The following is a 21,766-nucleotide window of genomic DNA, read 5'->3' as shown; positions in this document are numbered from 1 at the left end:
TGTTTGAGGGGGAATTATTCGTCGTCTTCGAGCACTTCGCCGGTGTCAAGATCGACGGGGGAAATTTTGGTTGGGCGTGGTGCTTTGAGTTCGAGGACTGCGCGGCGGATCTCGGCCATAAGTTCCGGGTTTTCGGCGAGGAACTTCTTGGAGTTCTCGCGTCCCTGGCCGAGGCGGACATCGCCATAGCTGAACCACGCGCCGGATTTCTGGCAGATCTCGCACTCGACCGCGAGGTCGATCATGTCGCCTGTCAGGCTGATGCCTTCGTTGAACATGATGTCAAACTCGGCCTGGCGGAATGGGGGTGCGACCTTGTTCTTGACGACGCGGGCGCGGGTGCGGTTGCCGACGGTTTCTTCGCCTTCCTTAATGGATCCTGTGCGGCGGATATCGATGCGGATGGAGGAGTAGAACTTGAGCGCGCGGCCGCCGGGGGTGGTCTCGGGGCTGCCGAACATGACGCCGATCTTTTCGCGAATCTGGTTGATGAAGATGACGGTCGCGCTCGATCGTGCGATGACGCCGGTGAGTTTGCGCATGGCCTGGCTCATGAGGCGAGCCTGAAGCCCGACGTGCGTGTCGCCCATGTCGCCTTCGATTTCGGCTTTGGGAATGAGGGCGGCGACAGAGTCGACGACGATGATGTCGACAGCGTTGGACCGGACGAGCAGTTCGCAGATGTCGAGCGCCTGTTCGCCGGTGTCGGGCTGGCTGACGAGCAGGTCGTCGATGTTGACACCGATCTTGCGGGCCCAGGTGGGGTCGAGGGCGTGCTCGGCGTCGATGAAGGCCGCGACGCCGCCGTTTTTCTGGGCGTTGGCGACGACGGTGAGGGCGAGTGTGGTTTTGCCGGAAGATTCAGGGCCGAAGATTTCGACGATGCGGCCGCGGGGAATGCCGCGTCCGCCGAGAGCCAGATCGAGTGAGATTGCTCCGGTCGAGATGCCGGGGATGGCCAGATATGCGTCTTCGTCCAGACGCATGATCGAGCCTTTGCCGAATGCCTTTTCGATCTGCCCGACGGCCCGCTGAAGTGCTTGTGCCTTCTGCTTGTCGTTTTCGGGCTTGGCTTCGAGAGTTGCAGCGGGAGCGGTGGCCTTGGCCATGACGAACCATCCTTTCTGCCGCACGGGGCCTCGGGCACTCTTGCCGGGTTTGCCAACCATTTCGCGGATGGCACCGACTCAGCCTTGTGGGCGTGCGGACCTCGACGTACAAACTGGTGTAGGTCAACAGCGACTAACCACCAGATCAGGGGCAACGCCGGGTGCGAGCCTGACAGGAGCCACAATATCAAACCCCAAACAGTCTGTCAAATCGAGGCGCTCAACTTTGATACAATTGTGGGTAACTCGGTTCGCGGTTCTCAACCTGATCGCTTCGGAGACCACATGCTTGCACATCGATGTTTGGCCTTGTTCGTTCTGATGCTGTCGGTCAGTCTCGCGTGCGCCCAGGGCGAGCGCATCCTTCGGTTCGAGTCCGACATCGAGGTCTTTGCCGATCGTCGCATGCGTGTGACTGAGAAGATCGTGGTTCGGGCCGAGGGGAAGAGGATTCAGCGCGGGATATACCGCGATCTTCCGACGTTGTACACGGGTCCGATGCTGTTGCGTGTGCAGGTGCCCTTCGAGGTGGTGAGTGTGACGCGCAACGGACAGAGCGAGCCGTTCGCGATCGAGCTTCTCGGGCGGGGACTGCGCGTCCGCATCGGCGATGCGTCGCGCATGCTGAGCCATGGCGAGCATACATACACGATCACGTATGAGACGGCGGAGCAACTTGGCTTCTTCGAGTCGCACGACGAGTTGTACTGGCATGTGACGGGCAACGAGTGGGGGTTTGCGATCGAATCGATCGTGGCGCGCGTGACGCTGCCGGCTGGTGTGGAGCGCGATGCGATCCGGCTCGATGCATTCACCGGGCTCAAGGGCGAGACGAAGAAGGACTTTGTTGCATCGGTCGACGATGAGGGGCGCGCGGTCTTCGAGACGACTCGTGCGCAGCCTGTGGGTGGGAATATGAGCATTGTCGTGGGCTGGCCCAAGGGCGTCGTTGCGCCCAAAGCGTTTGCCGAGCGTGCGGGGCAGCTGGTGCAGGCGAATCTTGCAGGTGTGGTGGGGCTGTGCGGGCTGGTGCTGTTGTGGGTGTATTACCACGTGCAGTGGATGCGTGTGGGGCGCGACCCGAAGCCGGGGCTCATCGCGCCGAGCAGCGAACCGCCAACGGACCTCTCGCCTGCGGCGTGTCGTTATATCAAACGCATGAAGTACGACCCAAAGTGCTTCGCGGCTGCGGTGTTCAACCTCGCGGTCGAAAGCGTGGTGACGGTGGAAGAAATCGACAAGAAGTTCACGATTCATCGCACGCAGCCATCGGGCGCAATCGGGGGCGGGGCGCGCAATCGCCTGCGCGGCACCTTTGCTGATGAACGCGAGATCGAGCAGGAACTGACCAGGCACGAGTCGCTCAAACTCGAGAGCAAGAATCACACTCGCGTTTCATCGATCATAAAACGACACGAGCAGTCGTTGCGCGACGCCTTTTATGGGCGCATGTTCAATCACCATCGCAAGGAGTGGGCTGCAGGGCTGCTGGTCGCGCTGGTGGCGGGCGGTTCATCGCTGGTGTTTCTGCCGCCTCACACTATCCCGGTGGCGTTGTTTCTCAGTGCGTGGCTTTCGATCTGGACGGTCGGGGTGGTTGTGCTGGTCTGGGGTGCGGTGCAGGCGTGGAGCAGGGCGCGCACGAGCATTGCGGCGATTCCGGGCGCGATCGCGATATCCGCGTTTGCGGTTCCGTTCATTGCGGCCGAGTGCATTGCGATCTACATGATTTCGACCTTGAGCAGCGCGCTGATGGTGCCGCTGCTGGTCGGGATCGGCCTGCTGATCTTTGTGTATGCCCACTTGCTCAAGGCTCCGTCGCTCGAGGGGCGCGAAGCACTCGACCGGATCAGCGCGCTCGAAGCGTACCTCAAGAGCGACGAGCACCGCGCCCCGCGACTCGACGAACACCGTCTTGAACTGCTGCTGCCCTATGCCGTGGCGCTCGGGCTCGAGGGCGAATGGCAGGAGTGGCTTGCGAAGGTCGCGCAAGACGCGGGCACGCGAGATCGCGGCGAGGACGATCAGCAGGCGATGCGTCTGTACCCGTGGTACCTGGGAACCTATCGGCCCGGTATGTTTGCTTCGTCGATCGGGTCATCAATCACGTCGGCACTTTCGACATCATCGAGCGCGCCCGGCTCATCGAGCGGGTTCAGCGGCGGATCGTCGGGAGGGGGTGGCGGTGGAGGTGGTGGCGGCGGGGGCGGGTGGTGATTGCTCGTGAACTCTTTGTTGTTCAGTTGCGCGTTTTCTGTCAGGGGCGGCCCGCGCGGGGCGGTCGAGCCTGTAGAGAAAGGACGGTGCGCGATGAATCCCAAGCGAGATTGGCAACATTGGCAGCGGTGTGGGGTCGGGCTGGTGGCCGGGGCGGCAGTGCTGGCAGGGTTGGCGGCCTGGTCGGGCCAGAACCGCATCGAGTGGGAGCACGGCGAGTTTCGCGCGGCCAAGACGATCGTCGATCTCGAGTTTTCGACGGCGAGCGAGGTGCAGAAGTTCGTCGCTCCGCGCGATATTTCGGCTTCGCCGACGCGCTCGCGGCTGTACGCGCTCGATCTGCTCGATCGCGCGGGCTGGCAGTTGCTTGATGTGAGCCAGACGGACCGCGAATGGGTGTACCACGTGCGGCGGGCGCGTTAGGCCTGGCTTGCGGCGGCGGTGTCGCGTTCGGCGGCGGTCTTGAGGTCGTCAAGGTCCTTGGCCATCATCGCGCTCATGCTCTTTTTCATCATGGCGCACACAGGCACCATGAGCTTGGCCATGAAGGTCACGGGCTTCGAGTTGACTTCGAGCGTGGCGTGCGTGCCGCCGGCGCTGGGCTCGAAGCGAAACTCGGAGACATACTCGGCCCCGCACGACATGCACCCGAGCGTGACGCTGCGGCCGGGGTCGAGCGCTGTGACTTCGAGCGTCTCAGAGTGTTCCTTGCCGAACATGACGCGGGTTTCGCGGAAGCGTGTGCCGACGGCGGTGGGGCCGGGCGTGAGCATTTCGATGCGCGTGATACCGCTGATGGTGTCGGCGGCGTTTGCGAAATCGGTCGCGCGGGCGAAGACGAGTTCGGGCGGGGCGTCGATCTGGGTCGAGAGCAGGATCTTCATGGTGTGGACCTTCTGCCGTGTGCGGCCGGAGTCAAGCAGCGAGCGCTGTCGCGCCCAGTATACTTGTTTGTCGTCCTCGCGGTCTACGCTTTCTTCCCACCAACGCGGAGGCCGCATGCCGTCGAATCTTGAAACCATGTCCACCGAGTTCGCTGCCATTGCCGCTGCCATCCGTCAGGGCGGCGGGTCCAAGGCGATCGAGCGTCAGCACGAGAAGGGACGGCTAACGGCGCGCGAGCGCGTCGCGCGGCTGGTCGATGCCCCGATGCGGCGCGAGGGCCAAACTGCCGCCTTCGATCCGCACGCCTCCGAGATTCCCAACTTTCAGGAACTGGGCCTGTGGGCGGCGTATGGCATGTACGCCGAGCACGGCGGCGCGCCCGGGGCGGGCGTGGTGACGGGCATCGGCGTGATCCATGGCCGGCGGCACATGATCATCGCCAACGACGCGACCGTCAAGGCCGGGGCGTTCTTCCCGATGACGTGCAAGAAGATCATCCGCGCCCAGCACATCGCGCGCATGGCTCGCCTGCCGCTGGTGTATCTGGTCGATTCGGCGGGCGTGTATCTGCCGCTGCAGGAAGATGTCTTCCCCGACACCGACGACTTCGGCCGCATCTTCTATCTCAACAGCGTGCTCAGTGCCGAGGGCATCGCGCAGACGGCTGCGATCATGGGTTTCTGTGTCGCGGGCGGCGGCTATCTGCCGGTGCTGTGTGACACGCTGCTGATGACCGAGGGCAGCGGGCTGTATCTGGCCGGGCCGGCGCTGGTCAAGGCCGCGATCGGCCAGTCGGTGAGCGATGAAGAACTCGGCGGCGCGAGCATGCACGCGGCGATCAGCGGCACGATCGACTTCAAGGAGCCTGATGATGATTCGTGCCTGGCTCGCCTCCGCGAGGTGGTGGGAAAGAGGCTGACTCGTGATGCCGATCAACGCAATGTGCTTGCGGTGTCGCGATTGCTCAAGTATGCCTTTCGCGACACGAGCGACAGGCAGCAGTTGTTCTTCGATGATGCCGCTCGCTCGCTTCTGGCACACAAGGGGGCGCCTGCGCATGTCCGTGATGCCCGGTCACAAGAAGTGATCCGCACCTATCTCGAAGAAGAGTTGAATATCCCCATCGGTGCCATCGAAGACGAAGCCGATCTGCGTGATCCCGAGCGGCTCCGAAAGTTGTTCGAGTCGCTGGGTGGCTCGTTTTCGAGCGAAAGCCGGCGCGTTGTCCCGCCTGTGTCGGAGGCCTCGCGCATCGCGGCCATCTTCACCGACAAGCCCGGCGAGCAGTACGACGTCCGGCACATCATCGCGTGCCTGGTCGATGCCCGCTGCGAGCCCAACGCCGACGGGCACGAATCGCTCGCGGCCGACTTTGACGAGTACAAGGCCGAGTATGGCGCTTCGCTCGTGTGCGGCTATGCGCGTCTGGGCGGCTTTGCGTGCGGCATCGTGGCCAACCAGGGCTGCCTGACCCGGCAGGCCGAAGCGGGCGGCAAGGCGGGGCCCGGCGTCTCGACCAACATGCCGCGCGTGATCTACGACGAAAGCGCCGACAAGGCTGCGCGCTTCATCATGGACTGCAACCAGCGCAGGATCCCGCTGATCTTCCTGCACGACACGACCGGCTTCATGGTCGGGCGCGACAGCGAGCAGGCGGGCATCATCCGCTCGGGCGCGAAGATGGTCAACGCGATGAGCAACAGCATCGTGCCCAAGATCGTGCTCATCATGGGCGGCAGTTACGGCGCGGGCAACTACGCGATGTGCGGCCGCGCGTTCGAGCCGTTCCTGACCTTCGCTTGGCCGGGGGCGCGCTGCGCGGTGATGGGCGCGGCGCAGGCCTCGGGCACGCTGGCGATGATCGAAGAAAAGAGCCGCCAGCGCAAGGGCGAGACGATCGACCCCGAGACGCACAAGGCCATTCTCGACGCGGTGCGGGCCGGGTACAACGAGCAGGCCGACATCCGCCACGGCGCGGCCCGAGGCTGGCTCGATCGCATCATCGACCCGCTGGCGACGCGGGCCGAACTGATCGAAGCGCTGTCCGCGGCTGAGCAGGGGTGGGATTACGCGCGCCCGCTGCGCACGGGCGTGTTGCAGGTGTGAGGCTGGAAGGCACGAGGTATTGGGCACGAGGCACTGGGCACGAGGCATTGGGCATGAAAACAGGCGGGTGCCGTGGTCATGGCTCTGCATGGCCACGATCAAGGGCCGCGTTCAAGAGCCACGACCATTGACCACGATCCATGCTTCCAGCGCAGCGCACGGAAAATCGGGCGATCTGGTCGCTCGCGCGTCGCGGCACCCGACGCGCGTGTCGTGTCACCCGTTCAGCGCGATGAGGCATCGAAAGGATGCGATCATCTGCACACTTTGGGGTGATCGGCAGATGATGCGCGTGTGCTGGTGTCCTGCGGAGCACATCCGGCCAGATGCGGAGCGGATCGAGCCAGCTGTGGAGCGCATAGAGCCAAATGCAGAGTTTTTCTGGCCAGATCCAGAGCACATAGAGCCAGATGCGGAGCAGATCGAGCCAGATGCAGAGCGGATCGAGCCAGATGCGGAGTTTTTCTGGCTAGATGCGGAGTTTTTCTGGCTAGATCCGGAGCACATCTGGCCCCCGAACAGACGGTGGCAACAGCCGCAATCCCGCCTCCCGCCACGCCAGAGCCATTTATTGCGGACCGAGTCACATCGAGCGGCGATTCCCGCACAGTTCCGAGTGACCAGAGCCATGGCCAACCCAAATAGCCCCGAACGCCAGTGAGGGGATGGCCGTTGCATACCCCGTCCACATGAACCGCCGAGTATGCCTTGCCCAGCGGCCCCGCCGCCACAACGTGCCGGGGCGCCGCAGGCGGTTTGTGCGCGAGCGCAGTCCGAAAACCGCAACACCAACCGCCGGTTTCCGTTAGAATAAAAAGACCAACCCAGCCGCCCGCGGCCCCGCCGATCCAGCGGCCCCGCATCCAGTCCGGAGAACAGCGATGAGCCCATCAGGCCCCGAGCCCGCAGACGATCCCAGAATTCCGACCGAAGAGGAACTCGCGACATTGCCGCGCTGGGCCTGCGTTGCCTTCGCCGCCCGCTGCGCCCGGCGCGTGCAGCCGCTGTACAAGCACTTCTGGCCTGATGCACCTGCCAAGCATGTCGAGGCTCTTGACAAGGTGATTACACTCGCGCAGGCTTCGGCGGCAGACCCCGCCAGCACGAGTGAGGCGGAACTTCGCGCCGTCCACGCGGCCGCCCACGCCGCCGCCGCCACCTACTCCGCCCACGCCCACGCCGCCGACGCAGCCGCCTCCGACGCAGCCGCCGCCCACGCCGTCGCCGCCTACTCCGCCGCCGACGCCGCCGCCCGCGCCGCCGTCGCCGCCTACTCCGCCGCCGTCGCTGTTTACGCGGCCGCCACCCGCGCCGCGGCCGCCGCCGACGCCGCCCACTCCGCCGCCCACTCCGCCGACACCGCCCCCTACGTCTTCGCCCACGCCTCCCGCGCCATCCGCCGGGATTATGAACAGCTCAAGGCCGCAGCCAAGGCCGAGCAGTGGTCCGACGACACCCCTGTCCCGCCCGCGTTCTTCGGCCCGCTCTGGCCCGATGGCGAACCGAGCGGATGGCCTGGGCAGGAAGTTGAGACATTACAGTTGAACAGTGATATTCCTTCAGCGTCAGAGCTCGCCGCATTGCCACTCTGGGCGAGTGTCGCGCTCGCAGTGCGATGTGCCCGTCGCGTTTTGCCCCTTCACGGGGAATTCTGGCCGGATGCGCCAAAGGGGTTGGAAGCTGAATTGGGCCAGATGCTCACATTGGCGGAAGATGCGGCGGCGATGCCTGCGTCTCGAGACCAAGGCACGCTTCGCGCAGCGTCAGAGACGACCTTCACGCTCGCGTCCAATGCGAATGCACAAAACAATAACGTCGAGTCCGTCACCTACGCGGTAGCACGCGCCGTCAGTGCGGCAACATTCGAGAACGCCGCAGAGGTCTACAGCGCGATCAGTGCTGCGGAAGCTGCCGCGCAAGAATCACGAAGAAGCGTATTGCATCAGGCGGATGGCGGTGGTGATTTGAACATGCCGATGCGAGAATCGTTTGGCTCGGCCTTTCGTTCTGCAGTTCGCCGCGACTACGAACTGCTCAAGACCGCAGCCAAGGCCGAGCAGTGGACCGACGACACCCCTGTCCCGCCCGCGTTCTTCGGCCCGCTCTGGCCCGACGGCGAGCCGGAAGGGTGGCTGAAGAAAAAGCTACATCTCAAAGTTGAACGGGTAGACCCGCCCATTGAACGGGTAGACCCGCCCGCTGATGCTCCCGCTCTCTCGCTGTACTTCGATGCCAGTGAGTTTGATAGCGAAACCATCGCACTGATCATCAGCGGGCTTTCGGAACTCTACAGGGAGATCGGAGGCGACGAACTGATCATTGACGATGTCTGCGTCATGAACTATTCGGCGGTTCCCGAGGAGATCTGCTGATGACAGATCATCCGAATGACAAGCCTGCCAATGAGGGCCATGACTTTGTCCGCGTCGATGTGCGAGGCAAGTCGCCATCGCTCTGGGCCGCCAAACGCGCCGAGTTCATCAACACGAAGATACCGCAACTGATTGAGATGATGAATAAGTTTCTTGACACCACCATCGACTACGATGAAGGCACTACCATCCGCGAAGAGGCCAAAAGATTCACCAGCGGCATGCTTGAATTCGCTCGCAATAAACTCCGCAAGGAAGGGGTCGAAGTAGAGAAGATCGAAGCCGAGATCAGCGAAATCTACGCCAAGAGGTTGGAATCCATCGCACGCACCGAGAAGACTTCGTCCGAGACACGAGAGAAGCAGCGTTCAACGGCGCTTAAGCAACTGTGTACTCAACTCGCGCTCACGCGGGGCATGCTCATCGGAGATGATGGCGAAGAAGCGATGTTGTTTGGCCGACAGATCGATGAGTTCCTTCGTCTAGTCAAGGAGCTCAATCTCATCGCCGAGGGTTGAGACGTCTGATCGCGCGATCAGGATCACTGCCACCAACATCGCCGCTCACCCCAACCGCGCGGCCAGCAGCGCGCGCGGGCTTGTTGCCGTCAGGCGCACCACCGTTGGCAGCGAGGCTCCCAGCGTGAACAGCAGCGCCGCGCCCAGTGCCCCGGCCAGCGCGCCCCACGGCGCTTCGCCCGAGATCCTGATCCCCAGCAGCAGCGCATCGAGCCGCCGACCCGCCCACGCGCCCTGCAGCCCCAGCACCGAGCCCAGCACCCACGCCGACAGCGCGATGATGATCGCCTCGCCCACGATCAGCCTTGCCAGCAGCGCGCGCTGCGCGCCGACCGCTCGCAGCACCCCCAGTTCAAACCGCCGCGCGTGTACGCCCGCCGCGATCACGCTGGCCACGCCGAACGACGCGATGAACATGCTCAGCCCCGCCACCACGGTAAAGACACGCACAGCGTTGCGCACAATCTCGACCATCGCCTCGCGGATCTGGCGGCCGCTGCCCGCGTCGATGATCCCCGCGCCAAAGAGCCGCTCGCGGATCTGGCTCAGGGCCGCCTCGTCGTCGGTGCCGGGTGCGAAACTCATCTGGATCAGCCCGATTGCATCGGTGCCGAACTTCTCGATCATGTCGGCCCGCGAGCCGAAGACGGCGTGAAGCGTCTGATCGACATACTCGTCGCCGACGTTGAAGAACTTGCTGACCATTTCGAGGCCCGGGCTGGTGACAACGCCGACAATCTCGAACTCGTGCTCGATGTCGTTGAGCGTGCAGCGGAAGGTATCGCCCACCCCCAGCCCCTTGGCCACGCGAAACTCGCGCGCGACCATCACCGCCCCGCCCTCAGCCAGCCGCCGCTTGGCACTCGCCGCTTCGCCCTCGACCCACTCGAGCTCGGTCATGCGGAAGAACGGCTCGGGCTCGAAGGCCACGAAGGTCGTCTTGTACGATTGCAGCGCCCGCACGCCGAAGGCCTCGGTCGCCACCGGGACCAGACTGATCGCGCAGGTGTCGGTGACGAAGGGCAGTTCATTGAGCAGCCGCTGGCTCTCGGGCGAGAGCGCCACGCCCGAGACAAAGGCGTCGGGGAAGCGGATGCGGTTGATCCAGTCGTTCAGGAAGCCGCCCGCGTTGGTGTAGAGGCCGACCATCAGGGCGATGCCCGCCATGAGAGCGCCCGCCGTCAGGCCATAGCGATAGGGCGTCGCAGCGATCGTGCGTCCCAGCAGAGACGCCGGCAGGCCCAGCAGCCGCGAGAGCAGCGGCGAAAGCCCGCGCGCGATCAGCACCACCAGCGGCACACCGAGCAGGAAGTAGCCGATGAACATCACCGGCAGCCCGAAGGTGGCGTACATCCAGAAGATGAACTGCCCGTCATCGGGCACGCCGACGATGAGCAGTTGCAGCCCGATGCACGCCAGCGCCACTGCCAACGTCGCCTGCACATGCCGCGCCCGCACCGGCATCGCGCGGAGCGCCAGTGCCGCCAGTGGACTGGCCCGCGTCGCCTGCCACGCCGGCCACAAGGCCCCAAGAATGCCCGACGCGACCGCGCCCAGCGCCGCGACCGACAGCGTCATCGGCGAGAGCACCAGCCCGGTCTGCACCGTGTCCTTGAAGATCTCGATGAGCCCCCAGGCGATGCCCACACCAAGCGGCACGCCGACCAGCGCGCCCAGCACGCCGACGAGCAACCCGGTGAGGATCTGCACCATCGCCAGTTGCCGCGGCCGCGCACCGATGCAGCGGAGCACCGCCAGCGAGCGCTGCTGCTCGGCCAGGCCGGTGTTGAGCCCCGTCATGATGATGAACGACGCCGAGAGAAAGCACATCACCGTCGCCAGCGCAAAGGCCAGTTGGCTCGAAGCGACGTTCTTCTCGACGCCCGCGCGCACTCGGGCCGTGGTCTGGAGGAGGAAACGCTCGCCCAGCTCGGCTTGACGCTCGGCGACAAAGGCATCGGCATCGACGCCCGGGCGCAGCACCATCTCGATCTGCGAAAGCCGCTCGCCCGCGCCCGACAGGGCAGCCAGATCGGGCATCGAGAACCACGCCTGCGGCCGACCGCCCAGCGGCGGGGCCGCCGCGATGCCCACGACGCGCAGTTCCTCGGGCGCGCGGAACAACCGCACCACGCGGATCGTGTCGCCCGGACGCACGCCGATGGCCGCGTTGATCGTCTCGGCCCGCGATGGGTTTGCCAGTTCGGGCACCACCGGCTCGGGCATCGTCAGATGTGTTGCGTTGCCGCTGAGTGTCTTGCGGTTGGATGAAAACACGCCCGTGCCGTGCCCGAGCCACGAGAGCCGCTCGGCGGTCAGAGCATCGAGCACGACCTCGCCGCGATCAGTGGGCATGCGACCCGCGATGAGATCCACCCTCGCCCCGCCTTGGCTGAACCACACGCCATGGACCAGCACCGTCGCGCGCAGCAGCCGCGTCGTACGCACCCAATCGCCCGATTCGCCCTCCGCAAGCCCGTCCTTCTCGACCGCCAGCGAGAGCGTCGAAGTCAGTTCAGCCCGTGCTTCGGCCACCTCCGGCCACGCCCGCACCTGGTCGAGATAGCGCGAGGGAAAGTTGGTGCCCGAACTCGACGCGGTGAGCCGCACATCGGCATCGCCGACCGATTGATTGATCTGCGCATTGACCGCCGCATGGGCCGACGCCAGCGCACACGACACCGCCGCGATCAGTGCGGCCGAAAGACCCACCGCCGCCACCAGCATCGCACTACGCCAGCGGCGAGCCGACAAGGTGCGTATAGCCAGATGCCACACGGCCCGCATCGAGTCCCTCCGTCTCCATTTCACCGAGCACCGCTCCGTCGCGAATGACAAACACACGCCGGCAATGCGTCGCAGCAGCCGGCTCGTGCGTCACCATCACGACCGTGGTCTCCTGTTCCCGCGCGATCTCGGCCAGAAGCGACCAGAGCCGCTCGCTGCTGGCCGAATCAAGATTGCCCGTGGGTTCATCAGCCAGCAGCAGCGGCGGACGATACAGCAGAGCCCGCGCAATCGCGACACGCTGCTGCTCCCCGCCCGACATCGCATCGGGTCGATGGTCGGCCCGGTCCGAAAGACCCAGACGTTCGAGCAGCATGCCGCTGCGCTCGCTCAGCCACGCCCGCTTCTGGCCCGCGAGCAAGCCGGGCAGTTCGACATTCTCGCGGGCACTGAGCGTGGCGATGAGGTTGAACTGCTGAAAGACCATGCCGACCGACGTGCGACGGAACTCGGTCGCCTCGCGGTCGCTGAGGCTGTGGATCGCCCTCCCGGCAATGGAAATGGTGCCCGAAGTCGGGCGGTCGAGCGCCCCGAGCAGATACAACAGCGTGCTCTTGCCGCTGCCCGATTGGCCCATGATGGCATAGAACCCAGGTTCGGCAATCGTGAGCGTCACGCCGCACAGCGCTGTGACATCACGGTCCCCCAGCCTGTACGACTTGTGGACATCCTGGCACGCGATCATGCTCGGGCCGCCATTCGCCGACTGGTTTTAGCCCGCGTGTTGACGGTCATATGTTGCTGCATCCATGAGATCGGCCAGACCGCCCAGATCGCCGGGCTTGATGCGCACCAACCAATGTTCGTAGGGATCTTCATTCAGCAGGCCCGGGCTCGATTCGAGCGCTCCATTGACCGCCACAATCTCGCCGTCCAAGGCCGAATACACGTCGCTGGTCGTCTTGACCGACTCGACCTCCCCGACGGAATCTCCTGATGCCACTCGGGTTCCGGCTTTCTTGAGTTCGACGTAGGTCACGTCGGTCAGGGCGTCGACGGCATAGCGGGTGAGCCCGATGGCGACCAGATCGCCCTCGACGCGGTGCCATTCGTGGGAAGAACTGTAACGTCGGTCGTCCGGTGTTGCCATGGTGCGGGGATTCCTGTAAGGAGTGGAAAGTATCAATACAGGCATGATGCTATCAAGCCAAGGGGCGCAATGTCCAAAATAGATGCTTGACGAGAGTGGGGTGGTTCTGGTATTCTGGCGCGTCGGACTCGACTCCTTTGCTTTCTCCCCTCCGGACGGTCGGCGCTGTACAGGCCCGACCGTCTACTTTTTGATGTCGCTGGCGTCCGCCTGGCCGATGCAGCATCGACGGTTTTGGGACTGAAAAGTTCATTCCCGATGGCCAACGGGCGATTGGGCGTGTAGAGTGCCGCCCTCCATGCTGCTCTCCCTATGCCTCCAATCCATCCGCCCGCTCCTGACCGGCAGGTCTCCCAAACTCAAACTGCCGGATGTTCCGGCGTTTACCCGCGATGTTCTTGGGCTCAACGGCCTGACGCTGTCGACCGACCTGCTCAAGGGTTCGACGAGAACGGATCTGGAACTGCTCCGTGATCGCGCCGACAAGGCCGCATGTTCATGCCTCATGCTCGCCGAGCCCGACCCTCTGCCGTTTGCGACCGAAGACTTTGACCTCGGCACCGCAGCGGTCAATCGCGCCCATCAAGTGCTGCGAGCGGCCCAGGTCCTGGGTTGCAACAGCGCAGCCATTCACGTCAAGGCCAATGACACTGAAGATAACCTCGAACGGGCGATTGACCGCTTGCGCGAGGCTGTGGAATACGCCGAGAGACTTGAAGTCAATCTCCTGATCGCGCCCTACAAGGGTCTGACGCAGAAGGCCGACCGTGTGACGGACCTCATCAAGCGGGTCGGGGGGTTTCGTGTCGGAACGCTTCCCGACTTTCTCAGCGCCGTCGACTCGGGGGATGCGGTGACGTATCTTCGCCGCCTCACGCCGTACGCCGCAGTCGTGATCGCCTCTACCTCGGACTTTGAAGAAGCGATCGAGGGTCCGGACGATCAGCCGATGAGTATTGATGACTTGCTGAGTGAATCCGTGCCGGTGCACAAGGCGTTTGACCTGAACCCGCTGATCGGGGCTGTGATTTCGGTCGGGTTCGACATCACGCTGGGGTTGGACTACCGGGGTTCGGGAGACCCTGTTGAGGGGTTGCTGTCGAGCAGAACCGCGATCGAGGATGCGGTCGAGCGGGCGCTCGAGAAAGACTGACACTCGGCGCACAAATCTGGTACACTTGACAGAGCCCGGGACCTGCTTGAGCGAGTGACGCACCATGACCACAGCAATCCTTGAACTGGCTCGCTTACGACCGGAGTGGCGTGTGCCTGACGATCAACAGATCATCATCACCATCGACGGCCCGGCCGGAACCGGGAAATCGACTGTCGCCCGATTACTCGCCCACCGCCTGGGGCTTGATTTTCTCGATACCGGCGCGATGTACCGCGCAGCAACCGCCATCGCGATCGACCGCGGCATCGATCCAGCCGACATCGACACGCTTTGCCGCGTGGTGGTCGATGCCGATCTGCACTTTGACTGGACTGCCGATCCGCCGACCATGCTCGCGTGGCTTCAGCCGATGGACGCCCGAATCAGGGATGCGGACGTGACGGCACTGGTCTCTGTCGTGGCCGCCATCGGCAAACTGCGTGAGCACATGGTCCGCAAGCAGCGCATCATCGCCGAGCAGCATCCGCGTCTGGTGACCGAAGGCCGCGATCAGGGGTCGATCGTCTTCCCGGATGCAGCAATCAAGTTCTATCTCGACGCTTCGCCCGAGATTCGTACGCGCCGTCGGGCCGAGCAGATGCGAGCCGATGGTCGCGAGGTCGATGAATCGCAGCTGCTCGAAGAGATCATCGAGCGAGACCGTATTGATTCGACGCGGCACGATGGACCGTTGATCTGCCCAGAGGACGCGATCGTCATCGACACATCGACGCTGGAAATCCCGGGCGTGATCGCGAGACTCGAGAGCACCGTGCGCGAGCGGGTTGTCGCGTTGAGGCAGGGCTAAGCCGTTCATGGCCGACACTTCGCGATCCACAGTGCCCACGGTTCCAAAGGTTCCCAAAGACACCTGGTGGCGTGCGCTGGGATACTGGATCGTGCTCTTTTCAGCACGGCTGACCCTGCGTGTGCTCTTTCGCGCGCGGTGGCTTCATGTTGATCGCATCCCGCGTCGGGGCGCGGTGCTGCTGGCGGGGAATCATCAGTCCTATCTCGATCCGCCAATGGTCGCCACGGCCATCACCAAACGTCGCATCTGCTTCCTTGCTCGTGCGGGACTGTTCGAATCAACGCTCTTCGGGCGTCTCATCTCGTTTCTCAACTCGGTGCCTGTCAGTGAAGAAGGCAGCGATCTGGTTGCGATGCGAACGGTCATCGAACTGCTCGAAAAGGATCAGGCGGTCCTGATTTTTCCGGAAGGATCGCGCACCGAAACCGGCCGGGTGGGGGAGTTCAAGCGCGGCGCAGCCCTGCTTATTAAACGCACACACTGCCCGATCGTGCCATTCGCGATCGAAGGCGCGTACGACGCCTGGCCTCGCGGGCAAAGCAAGCCACGTTTGTTTCGCTCTCGCGTCTGGGTCATGTTCGCTGAGCCGATCGAACATGATGATTTGATGCAAAACGGTCAGGAAGCAGCCATGCTTCGGCTACGCGACGAGTCGGTGAGGTTGCGTGCCGAGTTGCGCAGGAAGATGCAACTTCCTCCGCTCGATGACACGCTAGTTGCTGAGCAGGACACGCCGCAGGATCGGTCATAAACAGCGCATAAAAAGGCCGAGCGACGGGGAAGGTCGCTCGGCCCGCTGGGGTAACCTCGCTTTGAGTGTCCGGGCCGGGGTCAGTCAGATCAGCCGAAGCGATCACGAAAAACCGGGTCCAAACCCCACTGCGAGGGCGTGGCTGCCCGCCTGAAACTTCGGTTTCCCGGAGCACAGGCACTTGCCGCGAACGGGGGCTCTCCTCTTCCCCGATCGCGGCCAAAAGGCAGAATGTCGAGTTCACAAGCGACAGGCACAACGTGTGCTCACGTTCAAGTACAAAATAATTCTGATTTGTCACTACAATCGCTCGCCTTTCCCCCAATCGAGCGGGTGAGTTCCGTGACCTATTCTCATGGCATGAGTCGAATGGCGACATGGTCGGCGCTGCTCGGGAAGTGGACGGAGTTTGCTCAGTCCGCGGTCGCACTTCCAACTTTGGGGGAGGGCGGGCGCTGGCGTCGGGCGGTGCCGGGGATTATCACTCTCCAGGCGAATCTGCACGCACTGAGCGAGTTATCGCAGATTGAACCAGCGGAGATTCCTGCGGCACTTGTGCGCGCAGGCAAGAGCATTGAGGATGCAAGCATCGAGATATCCGAAATCTGGGCAGGCGAACCGATGCCGCCGCAGGCTTTGGAGGTGGTGGATGAAGCGAAGCTCGCTCTTCGTCAGGCCGAGACGATCGGGTGGGGGTGCAGCGTGGTGTCGGAGGAGTTTGTCGCGAAGCATCCGGCGGATCTGATTGCGGCGATGCTCGAAAGCGGGATCGTGCGGGATCTGCACGTCCCTTCTCCGGGGGTGCCGCTGTTCGAGACAAGCCCGGCGATTCACCTTGTGCCGACATCGTTCGAACTGGACTTGGATGATTTGGCCGATGTTCTTGATCTGATGATGGCGATGCTGACTCTCGAAGGGGAATTAGCGCCAAGCGGGGTGGGGACACGGCATCAGGTGTATCGGCAGTTTGATTTCGCGCGAGGCGGTCCGGTGCGCGATGTGGTGCTGCCAATCGAAGGCGGTCTTGCAGCGGGCCAACCTCAACTCGTGTGCGCGATCGAGCGCGGGGAGGTGATGAGTGTGTCACTGCCGCCGCGCGTGCGTCCTCGGCTTGATCGGCTGCCGGTGATGCATCTGGAAAGTGTGTCGGACCTGTGAGTTGGTATGTGCAGGTCTTGGCAAAGTCGTGAAGCACCGATGCTCGGGGGCCTTGGGCCCCGACCTGGAACAAGAATGCCGGGAGCAAACTTGTGTACCGCGAATCGGCTACAGTGCGGCGCGTGAGCCAGAGCTTGAGCCGAAATCCCGAACGCGACCTGCTCGCGGACCTGACCGAACCCCAACGCGAGGCCGTGACCACGACCGAAGGGCCGCTGCTGGTGCTTGCGGCTGCGGGCTCGGGCAAGACGCGCGTCATCACCCGTCGCATCGCGTATCTCGTGGGGATCGGCGTGCCGCCGTGGTCGATCTGTGCGCTGACATTCACGAACAAGGCGGCCGGGGAGATGCGCGAGCGAGCCGAGCATCTGCTCGCGGGGGCTGGCGAGCGCAGTATGCGCGGGCTGACGGTGATGACGTTTCACGCGTTGTGCGCCCGATTGCTGCGGAGGCACGCGGAGGAATCGGGCATCGCGGGGCTCAAGTCGGACTTTGCGATCTATGACACCAGCGATCAGACAGCGGTGGTCAAGCGCGTGATCGGAGATCTGGGACTGACGACCAAGAACTGGCCGGTTGCGTCGGTGCGTGCAGCGATCAGCCGGGCCAAGAACGACCTGATGGATGCATCGGCGTACACGGCCGGGGCTGGGGACTTTGCGTCGAAGCAAGTGGCGAAGATCTATACGGCTTACGAGACGGCGATGCGGCGCGCGGGCGCGATCGACTTCGACGATCTGCTGCTGCTGACGGCCAGGATGCTGCGCGAGAATGACCAGGTGCGTCGCGCGTGCAATCAGCGCTGGTCGTATCTGATGGTCGATGAATATCAGGACACGAACCATGCGCAGTTTCTCATCGCGGGTGCGCTGGCGGGCGAGAACAACCCCAACATCTGCGTCGTGGGCGATCCGGATCAGGCGATCTATTCGTGGCGCGGTGCGGATATCAGTAACATCCTCGAGTTCGAGGAGCGGTATCCCAACGCGAGGACGATTGCGCTGGGCGAGAACTTTCGATCGACTGCGCCGATTCTGGCAGCGGCCGATCGGCTCATCAAGCACAACGTCGAGCGCAAGGACAAGCCGCTGTTCACCTCGCGCGCCGGGGGCGAGAAGCCGACGGTGGTGCTCTGTCGCGATGAGCGGCACGAGGGCGACGTGGTGGCGGACTTTCTGCGCCTGCACGCGGAGAACGGGATCGCGTGGAAGTCGATGGCGGTGTTCTATCGCACGAACGCGCTGTCGCGTGTCATCGAAGACGCGCTGCGCACGAGCGCGATCCCGTACACGATCGCACGCGGGACGGCGTTTTATGAGCGAGAGGAAGTGCGTCACGCCCTGGCGTATCTGCGCGTGATCGCCAATCCGGCTGACGATGTGGCCCTCGGGCGGATTGTCAACACTCCGGCCCGCGGGATCGGCAAGACGACGCTGGCGGCACTTGAGGATCGGGGTGCGGCGCTGCGTGTGCCGCTGTTCGAAGCCATGCGGGGCGTGCAGGACACGCCCGGACTGACGCAACGTGCTGGTGCGGCGGTCGGGCGGTTTGTAGAGTTGATTGACGGCTGGACTGGCGCTGGAACATTCATGGGCGCGAGTGTGGCGGGGACGCTGCACGATCTGGTCGAACGTGTCATCAAGGAGTCGGGGCTCGAAAAGCACTACGACGGCCAAGCCAAGGCGAGCGGGTTGGCGTCGGACGAAGAGCGGCTGGACAATCTGTCTGAACTGGTCTCCTCGGCGCGGGCGTTCGAGGACGAGTTCGACCCGACGGCGGACCCCGCAGCGGAGTTCGAGATCGGGGATGGGGCGCAGGCGGTGCTGGCTGACGCTCCGCCTCTGCTTGCGATGCTGCGGGCATTTCTTGAATCGGTCGCGCTGGTTGCCGATGCCGATGCGGTGGACCCGGAGCAGGGGGCGGTGACGCTGATGACACTGCACGCGGCCAAGGGACTCGAGTTTGCATGCGCCGCGATGATCGGGCTTGAAACGGGCATGTTGCCGCACAGCCGGGCGGCCGAGTCGCCTTCGGACATGGAAGAAGAGCGGCGGCTGGCGTTCGTGGGCATCACGCGCGCGATGCAGCATCTGCTGATGACCAGCGCGCGGTACCGCACGATTCGCGGAGTGACCGAGCGCATGATCCCGAGCCGGTTTATCGAGGAGATCGGGGAGGATCTGGTTCGGCTGAGCGACCAGATGGGCGGGGGCTATGAGACTGGCGAACAGGAGTGGTCATCGGGCGCGACGCGGCGAGGAGTAACTGGAGGAAGCGTTGGCGACATGCCTGCGGTACCGAGGCCGACGGTTTCTGCGTCGGGGTTCAAGGCAGGGATGCTGGTGCGGCACCCGCAGTTCGGGCTGGGCGAGGTGCTCAGCGTGCAGGGCGGGAGCAACGCGCGGGCGCAGATTCGATTTCGGCAAGTTGGCGTCAAGACGCTGGTGCTGGAGTATGCGCGTCTGAAGCGTGCCGATGGGTGAGTGGCTCAGGCCAGAGGCGAGGCACCGAAGCGGCGCAGGCCGTCAACTTCGATGATGGTGGCCAGGTGAAGTCGCAGGCCGCTCTCGAGAATGGGAGCGGCATCGGCAAAGTGGTTCACGACGAGATGGGCTTCGGGAGCGCCCGCGGTTGGCGTGACGCGGGGATCCAGCGCCGAGAGAACGCCGCGATGGCGTGCCGCGAAAGCGCGGGCAAGAGTCAATGCGGCTACGGGGTCCGTACTCGGGTTCCAGCCTGGACCTGCGAAGGTGGCGGCGATGACATGGAGGCGGCCTTCAGCGTCAACGGCGATGGTGACCTCGGGTGCGCTGGGGCAGCGCACGGCGAGCGCGGTGACAGCTCCGACAAGGGCTTCGAGACCTCGGTCGGTCGGGGCCCCGCGGTTGTACGCATTGTGGTACGGCGCAGGCGCAGGGGCCGGTGCTGGCACATGTGGCGCGATGGGCGGCGCGGCGGGCTGATGCGGTGGCGGCGTGACCGGGGCGTAGGCGTCGATGGAGACCTGCGCCGGGTCGTGCGGGTCGAAATGCTGCTCTGTGTACACGGGCTCTTCCTCCACGAGCACTGTACACCGAAGTTCGAGCGAGAGGAACTGGCGGGCGGTGCGCTCGATACGGTCGATGGTCGAGCGGCAACGTTCGGGATCTTTCCCCATCACTGCAAGCGTCAGTCGTGAAATGTGTTTAGGGCAGAGGATGGCAATGGACTTAATCTGTCGGTAGGACGCGACGATTTCCCCTTCGTCGGTGGAGCACAGGACGGTGATCTGGTCGGCAGGTTGTGTGAGGTCGGACAGCCCGGCGATGAGCGAACCGACCTCGTCGTGAGCCGGGAGGAGGACGCAGACGCGGGCGGCATGTGCGGCGATATGGGCGATGGCTTTGCCAACGGTGGCGCGGCGACCGCGTGAGGGGGTTGATCCGGGACCGACGAGATTGGCAGCCCACCCGGCACCGACATGCTCGACGCAGCCGATGGGGAGTTGATTGATCGCAGCTTGGCGCCGGCAATGGGCAGCGAATCGTTCGCGGCCATCGGTCAGGTGGAGCGCAACGACAAGTTCTAGTGTGTTGGTGTTTGCAGCGGGGGGCGGGGTCGCGGGAGATGCGGAACCGAGAAACAGATCGGCCAACGCGTCGCACTCGGCATCGCGAGGGATCTCGAATCGGTTGAGCAAGGCACGATTTAGATGAGTCGGATTATGTTCCATGTTGCCCTCAGCCCGGGTTGCGGCGTGTATCAGCGCTCCCACGCATGACACAGTGTTCCCACTTCGCCTCGGGTTGGCAACCTTCTCAGGCCCTTCGAGTCATGTTCTGTGTCCGAAGATAGATCTCGTCTGCCCTTGTCTGGGGTGTCGGGGGCGCAGGTTCTGCGCTCAAGGCGTCCGGTTCGACGGTTTCGGTCAGATCGATGGCTGTGGGACGACGCAGTTCGATCATGTCGTCAATGGCGGACTGGAGCTGGTCGGTGGTGACCGAGTCGAACTCATCGGGTTCGAGTTGGCGGTCGATGCAGGCGTGCTCGATGAGCCATTCGCCTAGAGCGGTGTAGTCCTGCGCGCCCGGCGAATCTGGGGCGTAGTCGTCGATGGGTTGGCCGAATGAAGTGGCTTCCTTGAGGGCGACGTCGAAGCGAATGACCTGCGGAATGATGCTTCCGGGGTAGAGGCGCTTGAGTTCGTCGAGGAGGTCGCGTGCGAGGGTACTGGTGGGTTCGTGGAGGGTGGGCAGCAAGCGTGCACGAACCCGCATGCCCAGGCGGCGCGTGAGCGAGCGGATGGTGGCAAGTTGCCGGCTGGCACCCTGGAGGCTGAAGTAACTGGTTTCGACGGGAATAATGACTTCCTTGGCAGCGGCCAAGGCGTTGTAGGTGAGCAGGCCGATCGAAGGCGGGCAGTCGATGAGGCAGACGTCGTAGGCATGATCGACGGCTTCATTGATGCGTTCGATGGCACGAGTGAGGAAGTATTCCTTGTCATGCGCATCCATGAGCCCGCCCTTGGGGGCTTCGAGGCCTGCGAGTTTCATGCGGCTTGGTGCCAGGTCGAGGTTCCGTGCAACGCGCCAGAGGAGGCGGGTGATGTCTATGGGGCGGTCGGGCGGGGTCATCATGACGTCGCCGATGTCGAGGTCGATGCGCGACTCGGGGACGGCCAGACCAGCGGCGCAATGCCCCTGTGGATCGAGATCCACAAGCAACGTGCGGAAGTTCCGCTTGGCGAAGATGGACGCGAGACTGATGGCCGAGGTTGTCTTACCACAGCCGCCCTTTTGGTTGATGATCGCAATGATCCTCAAGACG

The 21,766-nt window shown here is 63.8% G+C and carries 18 protein-coding genes; 11 read left to right on the top strand and 7 right to left on the bottom strand.

What is annotated here, in order from left to right:
• Positions 1-14 precede the first annotated feature (14 nt).
• The gene (recA, locus tag KF757_07425; GenBank protein MBX3322806.1) at positions 15-1,109 is read right to left on the bottom strand and encodes a recombinase RecA; all 1,095 of its coding nucleotides are present in this window, start codon (positions 1,107-1,109) and stop codon (positions 15-17) included.
• 285 nt (positions 1,110-1,394) lie between these two features.
• Here recA and KF757_07420 point away from each other — a divergent pair, with 285 nt between their 5' ends.
• Together KF757_07420 and KF757_07415 are read left to right on the top strand one after the other, a co-directional pair.
• Positions 1,395-3,326, top strand: a complete 1,932-nt coding sequence (locus KF757_07420; protein ID MBX3322805.1) for a DUF2207 domain-containing protein — start codon at positions 1,395-1,397, stop codon at positions 3,324-3,326.
• 93 nt (positions 3,327-3,419) lie between these two features.
• Complete coding sequence (locus tag KF757_07415) at positions 3,420-3,749, top strand: hypothetical protein (GenBank protein MBX3322804.1); 330 nt, start codon at positions 3,420-3,422, stop codon at positions 3,747-3,749.
• On the opposite strand, the gene KF757_07410 is transcribed toward KF757_07415, so the two are convergent.
• A complete protein-coding gene (locus KF757_07410) occupies positions 3,746-4,210 on the bottom strand; it encodes an SRPBCC family protein (protein ID MBX3322803.1) in 465 nt (154 codons plus the stop codon). The two genes, KF757_07415 and KF757_07410, sit on opposite strands and share 4 nt — an antisense overlap.
• Before the next feature lie 115 nt (positions 4,211-4,325).
• Here KF757_07410 and KF757_07405 point away from each other — a divergent pair, with 115 nt between their 5' ends.
• The 4 genes from KF757_07405 to KF757_07390 all read left to right on the top strand — a co-directional run bounded on the left by KF757_07405 (position 4,326) and on the right by KF757_07390 (position 9,207).
• Positions 4,326-6,317, top strand: coding sequence for a hypothetical protein (locus KF757_07405; GenBank protein ID MBX3322802.1), 1,992 nt, complete (start codon positions 4,326-4,328; stop codon positions 6,315-6,317).
• An 88-nt stretch (positions 6,318-6,405) separates the two neighbouring features.
• Positions 6,406-6,978, top strand: a complete 573-nt coding sequence (locus KF757_07400; GenBank protein MBX3322801.1) for a hypothetical protein — start codon at positions 6,406-6,408, stop codon at positions 6,976-6,978.
• Between the two features lie 220 nt (positions 6,979-7,198).
• Complete coding sequence (locus KF757_07395; protein ID MBX3322800.1) at positions 7,199-8,689, top strand: hypothetical protein; 1,491 nt, start codon at positions 7,199-7,201, stop codon at positions 8,687-8,689.
• Positions 8,689-9,207, top strand: a complete 519-nt coding sequence (locus KF757_07390) for a hypothetical protein (GenBank protein ID MBX3322799.1) — start codon at positions 8,689-8,691, stop codon at positions 9,205-9,207. Before KF757_07395 ends, KF757_07390 begins: the two co-directional genes overlap by 1 nt.
• 45 nt (positions 9,208-9,252) lie before the next feature.
• On the opposite strand, the gene KF757_07385 is transcribed toward KF757_07390, so the two are convergent.
• Genes KF757_07385 through gcvH form a run of 3 tightly spaced genes read right to left on the bottom strand, consistent with a single transcriptional unit; the run spans position 9,253 to position 13,084 of the window.
• Entirely contained in the window at positions 9,253-11,994 is a 2,742-nt protein-coding gene (locus tag KF757_07385; protein ID MBX3322798.1) for an FtsX-like permease family protein, read from the bottom strand.
• Positions 11,939-12,679: an ABC transporter ATP-binding protein gene (locus tag KF757_07380; GenBank protein ID MBX3322797.1), complete on the bottom strand. Its 741-nt coding sequence runs from the start codon at positions 12,677-12,679 to the stop codon at positions 11,939-11,941. The genes KF757_07385 and KF757_07380 overlap by 56 nt, the downstream gene beginning before the upstream one ends.
• 27 nt (positions 12,680-12,706) lie before the next feature.
• Positions 12,707-13,084: a glycine cleavage system protein GcvH gene (gcvH, locus tag KF757_07375; protein ID MBX3322796.1), complete on the bottom strand. Its 378-nt coding sequence runs from the start codon at positions 13,082-13,084 to the stop codon at positions 12,707-12,709.
• A gap of 298 nt (positions 13,085-13,382) precedes the next feature.
• Here gcvH and KF757_07370 point away from each other — a divergent pair, with 298 nt between their 5' ends.
• The 5 genes from KF757_07370 (at position 13,383) to KF757_07350 (ending at position 19,443) form a co-directional block, all read left to right on the top strand.
• A complete protein-coding gene (locus KF757_07370) occupies positions 13,383-14,237 on the top strand; it encodes a TIM barrel protein (GenBank protein MBX3322795.1) in 855 nt (284 codons plus the stop codon).
• A 64-nt stretch (positions 14,238-14,301) separates the two neighbouring features.
• On the top strand, positions 14,302-15,048 hold the full coding sequence (cmk, locus tag KF757_07365) for a (d)CMP kinase (GenBank protein ID MBX3322794.1): 747 nt from the start codon (positions 14,302-14,304) through the stop codon (positions 15,046-15,048).
• Between the two features lie 7 nt (positions 15,049-15,055).
• The gene (locus KF757_07360) at positions 15,056-15,802 is read left to right on the top strand and encodes a 1-acyl-sn-glycerol-3-phosphate acyltransferase (protein ID MBX3322793.1); all 747 of its coding nucleotides are present in this window, start codon (positions 15,056-15,058) and stop codon (positions 15,800-15,802) included.
• A gap of 369 nt (positions 15,803-16,171) precedes the next feature.
• Positions 16,172-16,960 (top strand): hypothetical protein, encoded by a 789-nt coding sequence (locus KF757_07355; protein MBX3322792.1) that lies wholly within the window; start codon positions 16,172-16,174, stop codon positions 16,958-16,960.
• A gap of 134 nt (positions 16,961-17,094) precedes the next feature.
• The gene (locus KF757_07350; GenBank protein ID MBX3322791.1) at positions 17,095-19,443 is read left to right on the top strand and encodes a UvrD-helicase domain-containing protein; all 2,349 of its coding nucleotides are present in this window, start codon (positions 17,095-17,097) and stop codon (positions 19,441-19,443) included.
• A 5-nt stretch (positions 19,444-19,448) separates the two neighbouring features.
• Here KF757_07350 and KF757_07345 read toward each other — a convergent pair whose 3' ends face one another.
• Together KF757_07345 and KF757_07340 are read right to left on the bottom strand one after the other, a co-directional pair.
• Complete coding sequence (locus KF757_07345; protein ID MBX3322790.1) at positions 19,449-20,672, bottom strand: hypothetical protein; 1,224 nt, start codon at positions 20,670-20,672, stop codon at positions 19,449-19,451.
• Positions 20,673-20,757: 85 nt separating this feature from the next.
• A complete protein-coding gene (locus tag KF757_07340; protein ID MBX3322789.1) occupies positions 20,758-21,762 on the bottom strand; it encodes a ParA family protein in 1,005 nt (334 codons plus the stop codon).
• Positions 21,763-21,766 lie beyond the last annotated feature (4 nt).

This window comes from Phycisphaeraceae bacterium (assembly GCA_019636795.1).
Classification (GTDB): Bacteria; Planctomycetota; Phycisphaerae; order Phycisphaerales; family UBA1924; genus JAHBWW01.
Note: the sequence above shows the minus strand (reverse complement) of the source record. Positions and strands in the feature narration are given on the sequence as shown.